The following is a 15,957-nucleotide window of genomic DNA, read 5'->3' as shown; positions in this document are numbered from 1 at the left end:
GCCGCATGTCCATCAATGAAAGACGCTCGCTGTGGCGCCGGGCCAAACCCTACCTGGCGGTGTTCGATCCGCCGCTGACGCTGATCCTGCTGCTGCTGCTGTCGACCGGCCTGGTGACCTTGTACTCGGCCGGCCTGGGCATTCCGGGCAAGGTCGAGGATCAGTTCCGCAATATCTGCCTGTCGTTCCTGGTGATGTGGATGGCGGCCAACGTCAGTCCGCAAATGATGATGCGTATCGCGGTGCCGGCCTACACCGTGTCGCTGCTGCTGCTGGTGGCGGTGGCGCTGTTCGGCACCATCAAGCTGGGCGCGCGGCGCTGGCTGCATATCGGCGTGATCGACATCCAGCCGTCCGAATTCCTGAAGATCGCCACGCCGCTGATGCTGGCCTGGTTCTTCCAGCAAAACGCCGGTTCGCTGCGCTGGCAATCGTTCCTGATCGCGGCCGCGCTGCTGGCCACGCCGGTGGCGTTCATCGCCAAGCAGCCCGACCTCGGCACCGCGATGCTGGTGGTGGCGGCCGGTTTCACGGTGATTTTCCTGGCCGGGCTGTCGTGGAAAATGCTGGCCGGGCTGTTCCTCACCTTCCTCGGCAGCTTGCCGCTGGTATGGACCATCTTGCACGATTACCAGCGCGAACGGGTGCTGACGCTGATCGATCCGACCCGCGATCCGCTCGGCAAGGGTTTCCACATCATCCAGTCGACCATCGCGGTCGGTTCCGGCGGACTGACCGGCAAGGGCTGGACCCACGGCACCCAGGCCCATTTGAACTTCCTGCCGGAGGGCACCACCGACTTCATCTTCGCGGTGTTTTCGGAAGAATTCGGCCTGGTCGGCAACCTGGTCTTGCTGCTGCTGTACTTGCTGCTGGTCGGCCGCGGCCTGATGATCGCGGCCAATGCGCCGAGCTTTTTCACGCGCCTGCTGGCGGGCGCGATCACGATGATTTTTTTCACCTACGCCTTCGTCAACATGGGCATGGTCAGCGGGATAGTGCCGGTGGTCGGCGTGCCGTTGCCCTTCATGAGCTATGGCGGCACCGCCTTGTTGACGCTGGGCCTCGCAGCGGGAATCCTGATGAGCATACAACGCCACCGTAAGCTGGTGCAAACTTGATGCGCCGGCTTGTTACTCCGGCTGTCACTCCAACGCGCCTGTCGCGCGGCGCGGTCTTGCTGGCCTTGCTGGCGCTGGCCGGTTGCGGCACCGTGCAGCAGCAAGGCACCAGGCCGGCGGCACCGTCCGGCGTCAAGACCCCGCCGCGCCAGGATCCGTCGCTGCCGGTGCTGCCGCCGGCCGGTTCCGGCCGCGGCGGTTATTACAAGGATGACGGCCCGGGCGACAATCCGCCGCCGAACCTGGCCGACGTGCCGGACGCCGAGGTGCGCAACGATCCGCCGCTGCCGCGCGCCAACCGGCCGTATACCGTACTGGGCAAGACTTACACGCCGATCACCGACCTGCAGCCGTTTTCGCAGCGCGGCACCGGTACCTGGTATGGCAAGAAATTTCATGGCCAGCGCACCTCGTCGGGCGAACTGTACGATATGTACAAGATGACCGCCGCCCATCCGACCTTGCCGATTCCGTCCTATGCGCGTATTACCAGCATCGACAGCGGCAAGCAGGTGATCGTGCGGATTAACGACCGCGGCCCGTTCCACGCCAGCCGGGTGATCGACGTGTCGTACACGGCGGCGCTGAAACTGGGCTTGCTGGCCAAGGGCAGCCATGAAGTGCTGGTCGAGCGCCTGCTGCCGGATGATATCGACCGCATCGTCGCCGCGCGCGGCCAGCCGCAGCGCCAGTTGACGCCATCGGTGCAGGTCGTGGTGCCGCCGCCGGAGCCGGTGCCGGTGCTGAAGTCGCCGCCGCCGCCAGTGGCTGATCAGCCGCCGGCCACGCCGCAAACCGGCGCAGTGCTGCAACCGGAAACCACGCTGGTGCCGGTGGCGGCCAGCTCGGCCGGCGCTCCCGCTGCTGCTGCGCCGGCCGCCGCCGTGGCCGGCGGTTTTTATTTGCAGTTGGGCGCGTATTCCCAGTCCAATAATGCCGACGCGGCGCGTGCGCGGCTGTTGCCGCACGCCGAACGGCTGGGCAGCCTGGACGTGGTGCAGAGCGGCGGCGTGTATCGCGTGTTCGGCGGCCCGTTCGCCAGCCGCGCCGACGCCTTGCAGGCGGCGCAGGGGTTGCCGGATGGATTAAGTTTACGCGCCATCGTGATTCAGCGTTAAGAGCCTATCCCAGTAGTGAGCGTCTTGTTCTGGCCGCGCATCAGGAGCGCGGACCAGGCGTGAGGAGCAAGCGTGGCGCGCCACGCGACGACGATCAACGCAGTCCCCGTTCCTGAGGAGCGCCAGAAGAGGGCGTATTCATCTACTGGGATAGGCTCTAAGCTTGCAATTTATTTACAGCTGCGCATTTCCTGATCAGGAAATGCCTGCTTGATGCGTTCCAGGCGCGCCCGGGTCGCGCCATCCAGGTTACGGAACTGGAACGACAGCTGCTTGCTCGGCGTGTAGCGCGGGCCGACCTTGGCGCTGTGCACGCCCTGGCGCATCAACGCCGCCAGCAGCGCCTGCGCGCCCGCTTCCTGCTTGAACACGCCCAGTGAAATCGCCCAGCGCATCGGGGTATTGTCCGACATGATGAAATAATTCGTCACGCCGAGCTGCTTCAATTCATTGGCCTTGCGGTCGGCGCCTTCCTTGTTGCCTTGCGGCGGGATGTAGACGATATAGCTGGAAATATCCTGGCCGGGGACATTGCGGCGCGACTGGCGGTCGCCCAGGTCCAGCACTTCCAACTGGGCTTCGAAACGGCGCGCGTCGGCCAGCACGAAATTACCCACTTCGGTGCAGGCATAGAGTTGCTGCCTGGCCGGCGCCGGCGCGCTGGCCAGCTCGGGGACGGGCGGCGCCGCTTCCTGCGGCGGCAAGGCCGCCCGCAGCGCCTGGTCCTGGCTGATCAGATTGAGCTGGCCGGTATTGAGCTGGTTTTGCAGCCGCGCCGGTTCGCGCACTTCGCTGCGGTAATTGCCGAGGTAACCCTGGCCGAGCGCATACACCAGCAGGTTCACGCCCAGCAGCAGCCAGAAACCGAATTTCAGCATACTCCACCTCCATCCACCGTCGCGGCATGCAAGCCGATCATGACGATATTGTCGACCAGCCGGTGCGCTACCGTCAACGCCGCCGCGATATGCGGCGCCGCGCCGCCCGAGAGGATACAGGCGCCAGCGTTGTGGGCGGCCACCGCGCGTTCGATGGCGCCGGCTTGCGCCGCCAGGCAGCCGCTGAGGATCGCGTCATCGGTATTGTCGGCGAAGCCGGTCGGCAGCGCCGCTTGATAGGCGATCTGCGGCAATTGCGCGGTATTGCGCGCCAGCGAACTGGCCATCAATTGCAGGCCCGGCAAGATCATGCCGCCGACAAAATGTCCGTCGGCGCTGACCGCGTCGATGGTGGTGGCGGTGCCGCAATTGGCGACGATGACCGGCTGGCCGGGCGCCAGCGCATGCGCGCCGATGGCGGCGGCGAAGCGGTCGCAGCCCAGTTGCGCCGGGTTGCGGTAGCCGTTGCGCACGCCGGCCAGTCGCGGCAGCGAGGCGAACCAGCCGACGCTGCCCTGTTGCGGATAGCCGCGCAGCAGCTGTTCCAGCCGTGTGCGCATGGCGGGGCCGGCGACGTTGGAAACCAGCACGCGGGACAGCGTGCCGCCGGCCAGGGCCCGGGACCAGGCCGGCGCCAGTTGCGCCAGTTCGGCATGGACCGCGGCGCCGCTGGCCAGCCAGTCGCCGGGCGCCGAGCCGGTCTCGGCCAGCGCCCATTTGATCCGGGTATTGCCGGCGTCGATCAGCAGCAGCATCGCTTAATCCTCGCTCAGCCGCAGCGACACGTCGCCCGACATCACCGCTGTGACGCCATGCTCGCCTTGCAGCAGCAACCGGCCGCCGTGGTCGACGCCGAGCGCCACGCCTTGCTGCAATAGCTGGCCGCCGTCGAGGATCTTGACGGCCTTGCCTTGGTAGGCGTGCAGCCGGTTCCAGCGTTCGCCGAACGCGGCAAAGCCGGTATCGTCGAATTCCGCCAGCAGCGCCGCCAGCCGGTTCAGCAGCGCCGCCATCAAGTCGTTGCGTTCCATTTGCGCCAGCCACGGCACCGCCGACACGCTGCGGCCGATGCGCTGTTCCAGCGCGTCGGGCATGACCAGGTTGATGCCGACGCCGATCACGGCCCAGATGCCTTGATCCGGCGCGGCCTGGGTTTCGACCAGGATGCCGGCCAGTTTGCTGCCATCTTTCATCAAGTCGTTCGGCCATTTCAGCCGTACCGGCACGCTCAGCGCTTCCATGCTTTCTGCCAGCGCCACGCCGACGACCAGCGGCAGGCCGGCCAGCTGTTGCAGCGGTCCCTTGAAATGCCAGGCCAGCGAAAACATCAGCGTCGCGCCCGGTTCCGACAGCCATGGCCGCCCGGCGCGGCCACGGCCGGCGGTTTGCTGTCCGGCGATGCGCAGCGTCGGGCCGTCCAGGCCGTGCGCGGCGGCGCGCTGCAGCAGGTCGGCGTTGGTCGAGCCGGTTTCGGCCACCACTTCGATGGCGACCTGCGCGGCGCTGGCCGCGCAGCGGGCGTGGATCGCGGCGGCGCTCAGGGTTTGCTGGAATTGTGTCTGCATGGTGACGATTCTTGCCTTTATTTGCGGGCCTTGCGCGGCGCGTTGGCGAAGGCCAGGTCGTACACCGGATTGGGCAAGGCCCGCAGCAGCTTGGCGACCAGCCCCATTTGCCACGGAATGACACGGTAGCTGGTGCCGCTGGCGATGGCGGCGGCGGCCTTGGCCGCGAATTGTTCGGCCGGCATCAGGAACGGCATGCGGTAGGCGTTATGCCGGGTCATCGGCGTATCGATGTAGCCGGGGGTGATGGTGACCACCTTGATGCCGTATGGTTTCAGTTCCAGGCGCAGCGATTCGCAGTAGCTGATCACCGCCGCCTTCGAGGCGCTATACGCTTCGGCGCCGGGCAAGCCGCGGATGCCGGCCACGCTGCCGATGCCGGCCAGCCGGCCGCCGCCCTGCCGTTTCATGGCGCCGATGAAGGGCGCGAAGGTGGCGACGGTGGCGGTGACGTTGACCGCCAGGATGGCGGCGAACGCGGCCAGGTCTTCCGGCTGTTCGGTCAGCGTGCCGTAGGACACGCCGGCGCTGGCGATCACCACGTCGATGCCGCCGGCGTATTCCAGAAAATCATCTGCCGCCCGGTGCAGCGCGGCGTGGTCGCAGACGTCGACCGGGTAGGCGCGGTGCAGTTGCGGATTCGGCAGGCCGGCGATCAGCTGTTGCAGGGCGTCGGCGCGGCGCCCCAGCAAGCCGAGGCGCGCGCCCTGTCGCGCATAGTCGACGGCCAGCGCGGCGCCCAGGCCGCTCGATGCGCCGGTGATGAAGACCCGCTGCATCAGGCGCCAGCCAAACGGATGCGCGGCATGCTTATTTCTTTTCCGCTTTGGCCTTGGCGACCAGGATATCCATCACGGTCAATGCTTCGGCGCCCATTTCGGCTTCGTTCTTGGCGGCCTTGCCACCCTGGTCGGCTTGCGACGGCGACGTCACATAACGGCCGTCGATGGCGATCATCGGCCAGAAGCTGACCTGGTACGATTCCATCATCGCATTGGCGCGGCGGATCTTGGCGTCGACGCCGAACGAGCGGTAAGTGGCGCTGAATTTCTTGGGATCGATGCCTTGCTTGGTGGCGAAGTCGAGCACGGCGGCGTCGGTATTCAAGCGGTTATGTTCGACGTGCATGGCGTTGAACACCTTGCGGTGGTATTGCTCGACCAGTCCCAGCGCTTCCAGCGTGAAGTACAGGCGCTGCTGCGGCGCGACGGCGTCGTTGAGCTGCACGTGGACCCGCTTGAAGGAGATATTGTCGCCCTGTTTCTTGACCCACGCTTCCAGTTCCGGCTCGAATGCGTTGCAATGCGGGCAGTAATACGCGAAGAATTCGGTGACTTCGATTTTCTTGCCCGACTCGGTGTTTTGCGGGGTCGGCAGCACGGTGTATTCGACGCCCAGCTTGGGATCGGACGGCGACGCCATGGCGGCCACGCTGGCGCCCAGCAAGGCTGCTGCCAGCAAAACTTTTTTCAACAAACGCATACTCACTCCAGGTTATTTTTGGTTGCGGACGACGGCGACATCGACGCCGTTTTCAGACAGCTTGGTGCGGGCGCGGTTCATCGCATCGATCTGGGTGAACGGGCCCATGCGGACCCGGTGCAGCACGCCGGTATCGGTGCTGCGGTCGGAAATCGACGCTTCGAACCCCAGCAGCGCCAGTTTGGCGCGGGTGCTTTCAGCGTCGGCGACTTCACGGAAAGCGCCAGCCTGCAAATAATAGACCCATTTGTCTTCGCCTGCATCGGCCTTGGCCGCAACTGCCGGCGCGGCGGCCGGCGCCGCGGCCGCCGGCCTGGCTTTTTCCACCAGCGGCGCGGCCGGGGCGGCCGGCGTCGCGGGAGCCGCCGCAGCGACTGGCGCCGGCTTGGCCTCAGGTTTCGCATCCTTCAGGCTGCCGACCAATTCCTGCAAGGCGTCCGGTTCCGGCGCGCGCGGCTCCTTCGAATAATCGCGCGCCGCTTCCTTGGCCGCATCCTTGTTGCCGTACATCGGCTTGTTCGGATCGGCGATCTGGCCGGAGGTCGGCTCGCTCGATTTTCCCGCCTTGCCGGCCTTGTCGGTGAACGGCGTCGCGCCCTTGGTGATCATCAGCGCGACCACCACGGCGATGCCGAGGCCGATCACCAGGCCGATGATGATGCCGACCAGGGTATTGCCTTGCTGGCGCAGGGAAGGGGAGTAGCGGGAATCGAAATTCATTAGCGGTTAAACCTTTGCGATTACATGGTGGTGGGAGCGGAAACGCCGATCAGCGCCAGGCCGTTGCGCAATACCTGGCGCGCGGCGACCACCAGCGCCAGGCGGGCCAGTTTCAGCGCTTCGTTATCGTCGATCAGCACTTTTTCGGCAAAGTAGAAGCTGTGCAGGTTGCTGGCCAGGTCGCGCAGGTAGAAGGCGATCTGGTGCGGGCCCAGTTCCGCTTGCGCGCGCGCCAGCATTTCCGGATACGACGCCAGCGTCGCCAGCAAGGTCGCTTCGGTCGGCGCGGTCAGCGGCGACAGGTCGGCGCCGGCCAGCGCGGTCGCGTCGCCGCCCCAGTTTTCCAGGATGCGGCAAATCCGCGCATGGGCGTACTGCACGTAATACACCGGGTTTTCATCGGTGGTTTTCAGCGCGACGTCAACGTCGAACACGAATTCGGTGTCGGCCTTGCGGGAAATCATGAAGAAGCGCACCGCGTCGCGGCCCTTGACGATGTCGCCGCCGCCCGACCATTCGATCAGGTCGCGCACGGTGACGTAGGAGCCGGCGCGTTTCGAGATCTTGACCTCTTCGCCATCCTTCATCACGGTGACCATCTTGTGCAGCACGTAGTCCGGGTAGCCTTGCGGGATGCCCATGTCGACCGCCTGCAGGCCGGCGCGCACGCGGGCGATGGTGCCGTGGTGGTCGCTGCCCTGGATATTGATGGCCTGGCCGTAGCCGCGCTGCCATTTGACGACGTGATAGGCGACGTCCGGCACGAAATAGGTGTAGGTGCCGTCGGACTTGCGCATCACGCGATCCTTGTCGTCGCCATAGTCGGTGGTGCGCAGCCACAGCGCGCCATCCTGTTCATAGGTGTGGCCGGCCTTGACCATGGTGTCGACGGCGGTATTGACCTTGCCGTCGGCGTACAGCGACGATTCGAGGTAATAATTGTCGAACCTGACGCCGAACGCCTGCAAGTCGATGTCCTGTTCATTGCGCAGGTAGGTGACGGCGAACGGACGTATCGATTCCAGGTCGTCCAGCTTGCCGTTGGCGGTGGCGGGCTGGCCGTCGCTGGCGGAGACGGTCTTGCCGGCCAGGAAATCGTTGGCGATCTCGGCAATATAGTCGCCGTTGTACGCCGATTCCGGCCATGCGGCATCGCCCGGCTTGTAGCCGCGCGCGCGCGCCTGCACCGAATTGGCCAGCGTCTGGATTTGCACGCCGGCGTCGTTGTAATAAAACTCGCGGGTCACGTCGTAGCCTTGCGAGGCGAACAGCGACGACAGCGCATCGCCCAGCGCGGCCTGGCGGCCGTGGCCGACGTGCAGCGGGCCGGTCGGATTGGCCGACACGAATTCGATCACCACTTTCTTGCCGGCGCCGCTGCTGCTGCCGCCGAACGCGGCCTGCTGCTGCAGGATGGTCTTGAGCACCGCCTGCTTGGCGGCCGGCGCCACGCGCAGGTTGATGAAACCCGGGCCGGCGATGTCGGCCGATTCGACCAGGCCCTTGCCGGCCGGATTGGCCAGCACGGCCGTGACGACGGCTTGCGCCAGCTCGCGCGGGTTCATCTTCAATGGCTTGGCAAGCTGCATCGCGATATTACAGGCGATATCGCCATGGCTGGCGTCGCGCGGGCGTTCCAGCACCACATTGGCGCTCAAGCCGGTATCGGCGAGCAGGGGAGTCAGGGCGGCCTGGAACAGGGCGACGATTTCTTGTTTTTGGTGGGCGAGCATGTGCGAGGTGGCGGCCGGGCCGCGTTAAATTGATACTGAAGGCTAAACGGACGGCGCCAGCTAATCTCCAGGCGCGGTCCGGACAGCGGTAATTATACTGGTTTGCAAGCACGAACAATACGCTTGCCGGGCAGCCGCGCGCGCGGGCGCCGCCTTTTCAGCGCACTGGTCGCGCATTTATAACGCATTTGTAAATATATAATATCTTATGGCGGTGACATTGAATAATTTGCCGCAATGGCGAAATCGTTGAAGTATTCCCCGAGAAATTATTGGGAATTTATGACAAACAGAACCGGATGCGCTGCAAGGCGCCCGTTGCGACGCAGTGCGAGCACTGCTAGCAGCGGGCAACACCGCAGGGCGCCGGTGATGGAAGTCAGAAATCACAATAATTTATTGGGGGGGACTTAGCTCAGAGTCGCCTACAAACGCTACAATCGACCCTTTATGGTGCGCCTGCGTGGTTTTCGCCGCCGCGTGCACCGCATGTGATCACCAGCATCGCCCAATACCGGATATCTTATGGAAAAGCGCCCAACGCTTAAATTGAAAGTCGTCTCGAAGCCCGCGCCTGCGCCTAAATTGCGCCCAAGCTACCATCCGGATCTCAAACCAGTGCTGCAACCCCGCTTCCAGCCCGATTTACGGGCCGACTCGCTGGCGTTCTGCCTGCTCGGCGCCGCCAACGCGGTGGCCCAGGTACGCGGCGGCACCGCCTTGCCGCAAGCGCTGGCCAAGGTGTTTGTCCAGTCGGACGCCAGCCCGCAGGCGCGCGGCGCGATCCAGGATATCGCCTACCGCACCATGCGCCAGCTGGGCCGCAGCGATACGCTGATCGGCCTGATGACGTCGAAGGCACCGGAACCGCCGATGCTGGCCGGTTTGCTCGCTTGCGCGCTGAGCCTGATGTCGGCCGAGCCTGGCCAGCAGCCGTATGAAGAATTCACGGTGGTCGACCAGGCCGTCACGGTGGCCACCTCGCATCCCGACCTGGCGCACGCCAAGGGCATGGTCAACGCGGTATTGCGGCGTTTCTTGCGCGAACGCAAGGAATTGCTGGCCAGCGCGCTGCAACAGCCGCTGGCCCAGTGGAATTACCCGCAATGGTGGATCGACGCCGCCCGTACCGCCTATCCGCGCGACTGGCAGGCGATTTTAACGGCCGGCAATGCCGCACCGCCGCTGACGCTGCGCGTCAACCGCCGCAAGACCACGGTCGAGGCTTTCCTGGCGACATTGCACGCGGCCGGCATCGACGCGGCCCGGGTCGGACCGTCGGCGGTGCGGCTGGCCAAGCCGGTCGGCGTCAGCCTGATCCCCGGCTTCGACCAGGGCCATGTGTCGGTGCAGGACGCCGGCGCGCAACTGGCCGCGCCCTTGCTCGATGTGCAAGACGGCATGCGCGTGCTGGACGCCTGCGCGGCGCCGGGCGGCAAGACGTGCCATATCCTGGAACTGGCCGACGTGGCCTTGACGGCGATCGACGCCGACGCCAAGCGCTTGCCGCGCATCGCCGAGAACTTGCAGCGTCTCGGCCTGGACGCCACGCTGAAGGCGCAGGACGCCCAATCGGCCGCCTGGTGGGATGGCCAGCCGTTCGACCGCATTCTGGCCGACGTGCCGTGCACCGCGTCCGGCATCGTGCGGCGCCATCCGGACATCCGCTGGCTGCGCCGCAAGGGCGATGCGTTCCAACTTGCAACACTTTCTGCCAAAATTCTCGACAATCTTTGGCAGATGCTGGCGCCCGATGGTAAATTGCTGTTCGTGACATGTTCCTTATGGCCGCAAGAGTCCGAGGCGCAGGCGGCGGCGTTTGCCGTGCGCAATAATGCGACACGACTGGCGGCGCCCGGCCAATTGTTGCCGACTGGTGCCGTGGAGCAAGATCACGACGGCTTGTTTTATGCGCTGTTCCAAAAAAATGCGGCGTAGTGCTTGCGCCCCTTATTTTCCAACGGACTTATTAAACACCGGCCCACTCGTGACCATACGATTTTTCCGCCTCCTCACCCTGTTGCTGACACTGGCTTGCATGACGCTGCCGGCGCGTGCGGCTGACGGTGTCGATATCACGCGGGCGTATATCGAAGCTTCCGACGAGGGCTACCGGCTGGCCGCCAGCTATTCGTTTGAATTGAACCATGGCCTGGAAGACGCGGTGCAGCATGGCGTGCCGCTGTTTTTCACGACCGAGATCGAATTGACGCGGCCGCGCTGGTACTGGTTTGATGAAAAGGCCATCGTTGCCAAGCAAACCAGCCGGATTTCCTACAATGTGCTGACCCGTCAATACCATGTATCGACCAGCGGCAGCCTGCAGCAAAGCTTCCCGACGCTGGACGATGCGCTGTTCCTGATCCGCCGCCCGAGCCGCTGGATAGTGGCGCCGCGCGGCGCGCTGAAGGTCGGCGAGATCTACAACGTCACGCTGACCATGGGCATGGATCGCGATTACCTGCCGAAGCCGATCCAGGTCAACGCTTTTAATAATAGCGACTGGCGCCTGGCGTCGAATAAAAAAACTTTCCTCTACAAGGCGGAATAAGCAGTGACCCAGGCCTTGCGGTATGTGTTGGTGGTCGGCGGCGGCATTGTCAGCATCCTGCTGTTCCTGCTGGCTTCGGCGTCCGATAATTCCGGCTTCTTCGACCGTTATTATTCCTGGCTGCTGGGGCTCAACGCGGCCGTCGCGGTATCGCTGCTGGTGCTGGTCGGCCTGTCGCTGGCGCGCCTGTATTCCCGTTACAAGAGCGGCAAGTTCGGCTCGAAACTGATGACCCGGCTGGTGCTGCTGTTTGCCGCCATCGGCATCCTGCCCGGCGTGGTGATCTTCCTGGTGTCGGTGCAATTTGTATCGCATTCGATTGAGTCGTGGTTCAATGTCAAGATCGAGGCGGCGCTGGAATCCGGCCTGAACCTGGGCCGCGCCGGTCTCGATGCGGCGCTGGTGGAATTGAATGGCCGCGCCAAACACGCGGTGGCTTCGCTGTCCAGCGTGCCGCCGCCGGCCACCCAGACCACGCTGAACAGCCTGTTGCGCGATCCGGGCATGCAAAATGCGCTGCTGGTCGACGACAGCGGGGTGCTGCTGGCCAGCGCAGGCGACCATCCGGCCGCCGACTTGCCGACCCCGGCCATGCTGGCCCAGGCGCTGACGCCGGCCGGTTACGCGGCGGCCGAAGGCGGCATCGAATTGCGCGACGATAGCAAGGAGTCCGGCGGCGCCGGCATTCGCGCGGTGGCGCCGGCCGTGCCCGACGTGGCCACCGGGCTGCGGCTGCGGGTGCTGGTGCCGATTCCCGGCCGTTCCGGCTCTTTGCGTTATCTGCAACTGTTACAGAGCGTGCCGCCCAGCCTGGCCACCAATGGCGAAATCCTGCGCGACGCCTACAGCGAATACAAGGCCCGTTTCGTGGCGCGGGTCGGCTTGCGCAAGATGTATATCGAAACGCTGACGCTGACCTTGCTGCTGGCGATTTTCGGCGCCATCGCCAGCGCCTTCCTGATCGCCGGCAACCTGGCGCAGCCGCTGTTGCTGCTGGCCGAAGGCACGCGCGCGGTGGCCGAGGGCGACTTGTCGCCGCGCCCGATATTGGCGACCAAGGATGAACTGGGTACGCTGACGCAATCGTTCAATACCATGACGCGGCAATTGTTCGAAGCCCGCACGGCGGTCGAAAGCAACCGCGCCGCGCTGCAAAACGCCAAGGCCCACCTGGAATCGGTGCTGGCCAATATGTCGGCCGGCGTGATGGTGCTGGACGGCGATTTCAAACTGGTCACCTGTAATGAATCGGTCGAGCGCATCTTGCAGCACGCCGGCGTGACGATGGTCGGCCAGCCGCTGGCCAATATCGACGGCATGCGCGAATTCGGCGGCGCGATCGTCAGCGCCTTCACCGCGCAAAGCGCGCAATCGGCGTCCGGCCGCAATCTGCAGCGCTTGCACTGGCAGCAGCAAATCGAAATCCCGCGCCGCAGCGGCAGCAGCGCCGACGAGCACGACATCACCCTGCTGGCGCGCGGTTCGCGCCTGCCGCTGGAATCGGGCAGCGGCTACATCGTCGTGTTCGACGATATTTCCGACGTCATTTCGGCGCAGCGCTCGATCGCCTGGGGCGAGGTGGCGCGCCGCCTGGCGCATGAAATCAAGAATCCGCTGACGCCGATCCAGTTGTCGGCCGAACGTTTGCAAATGAAGCTGGATGGCAAGCTGGAGCAGCCGGAGATGGATTTGCTGAACAAGAGCACCAGCACCATCGTCAACCAGGTGGCGGCGATGAAGCGCATGGTCGACGATTTCCGCGACTATGCGAAGACGCCGCCGGCGGTGCTGTCGCTGCTCAGCCTGAACGACCTGATCGAGGAAATCCTGCACTTGTACCTGCGCGGCGACGATGGCGACATCATCCACCCGAACCTGGCGCCGCATTTGCCGGCGGTGATGGGCGATGCGACACAATTACGGCAGGTGATCCATAATTTGCTGCAGAACGCGCAAGACGCGATGGCCGACCAGAGCGGCGCCATGCATCCACGGATTGACGTGACGACCGAAGCAATCCATTATCGTAGCGCGGACGGCGGCGTGAATATTGCCGTGCGCTTGGCGATCACTGACAATGGCCCTGGTTTTGCGCCGAAAATCCTGGCCCGCGCCTTCGAACCGTATGTCACGTCGAAGGCCCGCGGCACCGGATTGGGCTTGGCCATGGTCAAAAAAATTATCGATGAACACGGTGGCAAGATCGATATCGAGAACCGGAGCGACGGAAGTGGCGCGTCAGTCGTCATTTTGCTGTTAAAGTTAGCCCCGGATAATCTGGCTTAACGCTTAAAAACTAATAAAATCATAGCTGTCATGAAGGTGCATACTATTATGGTTGCAACGGACACGGCGAAATGAGGAAGGCAGGGATAGATGGCAAACATTCTCGTAGTTGATGATGAAATGGGTATCCGCGAATTGCTCTCGGAAATCTTGGGCGATGAGGGACATGCGATCCAGCTGGCCGAAAACGCGCAGCAGGCCCGGGAAGCGCGCGCCGCCGGTGCGCCGGACCTGGTCTTGCTCGATATCTGGATGCCCGATACCGATGGCGTGACCCTGCTCAAGGAATGGCAGCGCGACGGTTTGCTGACGATGCCGGTCATCATGATGTCCGGCCATGCCACCATCGATACGGCGGTCGAAGCGACCCGCATCGGCGCGCTGAACTTCCTGGAAAAACCGATTGCCTTGCAAAAACTGCTGAAAGCGGTGCAACAGGGTTTGACGCGCGCCCAGGAAACCCCGCGCGCGCCGGCCGCCGCGCCGCGCCCATTGCCGGCGGCGGTCGAAGAGCATGTCAGCAACCAGGCGCCCAGCTTCAGCAATAATGCCCCTCCGCAACATGTGGTGGTGCGTCCCGGCGTGGCGCCGCAGCAAGGCGGCGACAACCAGCTGTTCAACCTGTCCTTCGATTTGCCGCTGCGCGAGGCGCGCGATGCGTTCGAACGCATGTATTTCGAACATCACCTGGGCCGCGAAGGCGGCAGCATGACGCGGGTGGCGGAAAAGACCGGCCTGGAACGCACCCATTTGTACCGCAAACTGAAGCAACTGGGCGTCGAGCCCGGCCGGCTGGCCAAAAAAGGAGTATGACCGCCGGCATCACGGCGCCGCTGGCCACCACGCTGGTGGTCGGCGGCCGCGCCAGCCAGCGCGAAACGGCCATCGGCGCGGCCCTGCTGAGCGGCGTGGCTAGCGCCGCGATACTCGAAGGCTTATCAGACGGCAATTCGACACTGGCCGATTTGCCGCCCGGGGTCGCTCCCCAGATACTGCGCATCGCCCCCGGCTGCCTGTGCTGCGCCGGTAACCTGGTGTTGCGGGTGACCCTGAACCGCTTGCTGCGCCACCCTCCGGAGCAACTGTTCATCAGCCTGGCCAACGCCACCCACCTGGAACAATTACGCGCGTGGCTGCTGGCGCCGCCGTACGACGCCTACCTGCGGCTGGAACCGGATTTGGCGGTGCAAGCATAGTCGGTAGCAAGCCGTTACAATTGGCAGGGGAGGGCGCTACTTGAAAAGGCGGGCGCCAACCCCACCTCAGTGCTGAAAGAGACGGTGGAAAGACAAGGTATCCCCCTCACCTTGATAGAGCGAAGGAAGCAAAATGAACCTCATCTATAACAGCGAGCAATACAGCGTGGTTGAATTCGGCGCCGACCGCGACCTGGAAGCGTTGCGCTTCGGCGGCTATGAAATCGTCGACAAGGGTGGCAAACGCGAAACCTTTATTGCCGGCGTGCTGGCGCAAAACTTCCGGCGCGACGTCAACCAGTTGATCGCCAGCGAACCGAGCATGGAGGAAATCGATGAGTTTCTTGGAAGTTACGAATCGTTGATGAGCCAGCCGGTACTATTGCATTAAAAATCATCCTGCCGGCCCGCCAGCGTTAAATGTTGCTAAATTTAACGTTGTCGGACCGCTTCTTTCCCGCGAGCGCGCAGCGGCGTGGTAAGGTTGTTCCTGTTACCTGTATCGAACAGCAGTCAAGCAACCATGTGCCAACTCCTAGGAATGAATTGCAATGTCCCTACCGACATTGTGTTTAGTTTTACCGGCTTCGCGATGCGCGGCGGCCACACCGATACCCACCATGATGGCTGGGGCATCGCGTTTTTCGAAGGCGCCGGGGTGCGCCATTTCGTCGACCACCAGGCCGCCATCGCGTCGCCGGTGGCCGAGCTGATCAAACATTACCCGATCAAGTCCACCAACGTGATTGCGCATATCCGCAAGGCGACCCAGGGCCGGGTGGCGCTGGAAAATTGCCATCCCTTCGTGCGCGAACTGTGGGGGCGCTACTGGGTATTCGCCCACAATGGCGACTTGAAAGACTTTGCGCCCGTGCTCGATGGCAGCTACCGGCCGGTCGGCTGCACCGACAGCGAGCGGGCTTTCTGTTATCTGCTGCAACAGTTGCAGGCCCGTTTCGGCGCTGTGCCGCCGTCGCGCGGCGAGCTGCATGCGGCACTGGGCGGCATCGTGGCCGGCATCGCGGCCCACGGCACTTTCAATATGCTGTTGTCGAGCGGTACGGAATTGTTTGCCCATTGTTCGACGAACTTGTTTTATGTAGTGCGGCAACATCCTTTCGTCACTGCTAAACTGTCTGATGAAGATGTCAGTGTTGATTTTTCGCAAGTGACCACGCCGGACGATCGTGTCGCCGTGATCGTCACCCAGCCGTTGACCACCAATGAAATCTGGACCGCATTTTTACCTGGCGAGTTGAAATTATTTGTCGATGGATGGCCTGAACCGGCGCCGATAGCGTGATCTA

16 protein-coding genes are annotated in these 15,957 nt (G+C 63.8%); 9 read left to right on the top strand and 7 right to left on the bottom strand.

The window, feature by feature from the left end; genetic code table 11:
- Nucleotides 1-5: 5 nt before the first annotated feature.
- Both rodA and GJA_RS21570 read left to right on the top strand, forming a co-directional pair.
- Nucleotides 6-1,121: a rod shape-determining protein RodA gene (rodA, locus tag GJA_RS21575; RefSeq protein ID WP_038496431.1), complete on the top strand. Its 1,116-nt coding sequence runs from the start codon at nt 6-8 to the stop codon at nt 1,119-1,121.
- Complete coding sequence (locus GJA_RS21570; protein ID WP_051781223.1) at nt 1,121-2,239, top strand: septal ring lytic transglycosylase RlpA family protein; 1,119 nt, start codon at nt 1,121-1,123, stop codon at nt 2,237-2,239. Before rodA ends, GJA_RS21570 begins: the two co-directional genes overlap by 1 nt.
- Before the next feature lie 170 nt (nt 2,240-2,409).
- Here GJA_RS21570 and GJA_RS21565 read toward each other — a convergent pair whose 3' ends face one another.
- The 7 genes from GJA_RS21565 to argS are packed head-to-tail and all read right to left on the bottom strand — an operon-like array spanning nt 2,410 to nt 8,617.
- Nucleotides 2,410-3,117, bottom strand: coding sequence for an SPOR domain-containing protein (locus GJA_RS21565; RefSeq protein ID WP_038496428.1), 708 nt, complete (start codon nt 3,115-3,117; stop codon nt 2,410-2,412).
- Nucleotides 3,111-3,872 (bottom strand): type III pantothenate kinase, encoded by a 762-nt coding sequence (locus tag GJA_RS21560; RefSeq protein WP_038496425.1) that lies wholly within the window; start codon nt 3,870-3,872, stop codon nt 3,111-3,113. The genes GJA_RS21565 and GJA_RS21560 overlap by 7 nt, the downstream gene beginning before the upstream one ends.
- 3 nt (nt 3,873-3,875) lie before the next feature.
- On the bottom strand, nt 3,876-4,682 hold the full coding sequence (locus GJA_RS21555) for a biotin--[acetyl-CoA-carboxylase] ligase (RefSeq protein ID WP_038496422.1): 807 nt from the start codon (nt 4,680-4,682) through the stop codon (nt 3,876-3,878).
- A 17-nt stretch (nt 4,683-4,699) separates the two neighbouring features.
- On the bottom strand, nt 4,700-5,461 hold the full coding sequence (locus tag GJA_RS21550) for an SDR family oxidoreductase (protein WP_038496419.1): 762 nt from the start codon (nt 5,459-5,461) through the stop codon (nt 4,700-4,702).
- A 31-nt stretch (nt 5,462-5,492) separates the two neighbouring features.
- On the bottom strand, nt 5,493-6,164 hold the full coding sequence (locus GJA_RS21545) for a thiol:disulfide interchange protein DsbA/DsbL (protein ID WP_038496417.1): 672 nt from the start codon (nt 6,162-6,164) through the stop codon (nt 5,493-5,495).
- Between the two features lie 12 nt (nt 6,165-6,176).
- Entirely contained in the window at nt 6,177-6,884 is a 708-nt protein-coding gene (locus GJA_RS21540; RefSeq protein WP_038496414.1) for an SPOR domain-containing protein, read from the bottom strand.
- 20 nt (nt 6,885-6,904) lie between these two features.
- Entirely contained in the window at nt 6,905-8,617 is a 1,713-nt protein-coding gene (gene argS, locus GJA_RS21535) for an arginine--tRNA ligase (protein ID WP_038496410.1), read from the bottom strand.
- 525 nt (nt 8,618-9,142) lie between these two features.
- Between argS and rsmB the strand changes: the two genes are divergently transcribed.
- From rsmB to GJA_RS21500, 7 genes are all read left to right on the top strand, one after another.
- Complete coding sequence (gene rsmB, locus GJA_RS21530; protein WP_038496407.1) at nt 9,143-10,555, top strand: 16S rRNA (cytosine(967)-C(5))-methyltransferase RsmB; 1,413 nt, start codon at nt 9,143-9,145, stop codon at nt 10,553-10,555.
- Entirely contained in the window at nt 10,545-11,168 is a 624-nt protein-coding gene (locus GJA_RS21525; RefSeq protein WP_051781221.1) for a DUF4390 domain-containing protein, read from the top strand. Before rsmB ends, GJA_RS21525 begins: the two co-directional genes overlap by 11 nt.
- Before the next feature lie 3 nt (nt 11,169-11,171).
- Nucleotides 11,172-13,454: a sensor histidine kinase gene (locus tag GJA_RS21520; protein WP_038496402.1), complete on the top strand. Its 2,283-nt coding sequence runs from the start codon at nt 11,172-11,174 to the stop codon at nt 13,452-13,454.
- Between the two features lie 90 nt (nt 13,455-13,544).
- On the top strand, nt 13,545-14,267 hold the full coding sequence (locus tag GJA_RS21515) for a response regulator (protein ID WP_038496399.1): 723 nt from the start codon (nt 13,545-13,547) through the stop codon (nt 14,265-14,267).
- Nucleotides 14,264-14,650, top strand: a complete 387-nt coding sequence (locus GJA_RS21510) for a hypothetical protein (protein ID WP_038496396.1) — start codon at nt 14,264-14,266, stop codon at nt 14,648-14,650. Before GJA_RS21515 ends, GJA_RS21510 begins: the two co-directional genes overlap by 4 nt.
- 133 nt (nt 14,651-14,783) lie before the next feature.
- Complete coding sequence (locus GJA_RS21505) at nt 14,784-15,041, top strand: BTH_I0359 family protein (RefSeq protein WP_038496392.1); 258 nt, start codon at nt 14,784-14,786, stop codon at nt 15,039-15,041.
- A gap of 132 nt (nt 15,042-15,173) precedes the next feature.
- Nucleotides 15,174-15,953, top strand: coding sequence for a class II glutamine amidotransferase (locus GJA_RS21500; protein WP_081905521.1), 780 nt, complete (start codon nt 15,174-15,176; stop codon nt 15,951-15,953).
- Nucleotides 15,954-15,957 lie beyond the last annotated feature (4 nt).

It is taken from the genome of Janthinobacterium agaricidamnosum NBRC 102515 = DSM 9628 (genome assembly GCF_000723165.1).
Taxonomy (GTDB): Bacteria; Pseudomonadota; Gammaproteobacteria; order Burkholderiales; family Burkholderiaceae_D; genus Janthinobacterium; species Janthinobacterium agaricidamnosum.
The sequence above is the reverse complement of the archived record's forward strand: the minus strand, read 5'-3'. Positions and strand labels throughout refer to the sequence as shown.

What these genes read in the sequence shown, in the direction of transcription:
- rodA (WP_038496431.1), top strand. Translation starts at nt 6, where the DNA reads ATGTCCATCAATGAAAGACGCTCGCTGTGGCGCCGGGCCAAACCCTAC.
- GJA_RS21570 (WP_051781223.1), top strand. Translation starts at nt 1,121, where the DNA reads ATGCGCCGGCTTGTTACTCCGGCTGTCACTCCAACGCGCCTGTCGCGC.
- GJA_RS21565 (WP_038496428.1), bottom strand. Translation starts at nt 3,117, where the DNA reads ATGCTGAAATTCGGTTTCTGGCTGCTGCTGGGCGTGAACCTGCTGGTG.
- GJA_RS21560 (WP_038496425.1), bottom strand. Translation starts at nt 3,872, where the DNA reads ATGCTGCTGCTGATCGACGCCGGCAATACCCGGATCAAATGGGCGCTG.
- GJA_RS21555 (WP_038496422.1), bottom strand. Translation starts at nt 4,682, where the DNA reads ATGCAGACACAATTCCAGCAAACCCTGAGCGCCGCCGCGATCCACGCC.
- GJA_RS21550 (WP_038496419.1), bottom strand. Translation starts at nt 5,461, where the DNA reads ATGCAGCGGGTCTTCATCACCGGCGCATCGAGCGGCCTGGGCGCCGCG.
- GJA_RS21545 (WP_038496417.1), bottom strand. Translation starts at nt 6,164, where the DNA reads ATGCGTTTGTTGAAAAAAGTTTTGCTGGCAGCAGCCTTGCTGGGCGCC.
- GJA_RS21540 (WP_038496414.1), bottom strand. Translation starts at nt 6,884, where the DNA reads ATGAATTTCGATTCCCGCTACTCCCCTTCCCTGCGCCAGCAAGGCAAT.
- argS (WP_038496410.1), bottom strand. Translation starts at nt 8,617, where the DNA reads ATGCTCGCCCACCAAAAACAAGAAATCGTCGCCCTGTTCCAGGCCGCC.
- rsmB (WP_038496407.1), top strand. Translation starts at nt 9,143, where the DNA reads ATGGAAAAGCGCCCAACGCTTAAATTGAAAGTCGTCTCGAAGCCCGCG.
- GJA_RS21525 (WP_051781221.1), top strand. Translation starts at nt 10,545, where the DNA reads ATGCGGCGTAGTGCTTGCGCCCCTTATTTTCCAACGGACTTATTAAAC.
- GJA_RS21515 (WP_038496399.1), top strand. Translation starts at nt 13,545, where the DNA reads ATGGCAAACATTCTCGTAGTTGATGATGAAATGGGTATCCGCGAATTG.
- GJA_RS21510 (WP_038496396.1), top strand. Translation starts at nt 14,264, where the DNA reads ATGACCGCCGGCATCACGGCGCCGCTGGCCACCACGCTGGTGGTCGGC.
- GJA_RS21505 (WP_038496392.1), top strand. Translation starts at nt 14,784, where the DNA reads ATGAACCTCATCTATAACAGCGAGCAATACAGCGTGGTTGAATTCGGC.
- GJA_RS21500 (WP_081905521.1), top strand. Translation starts at nt 15,174, where the DNA reads ATGTGCCAACTCCTAGGAATGAATTGCAATGTCCCTACCGACATTGTG.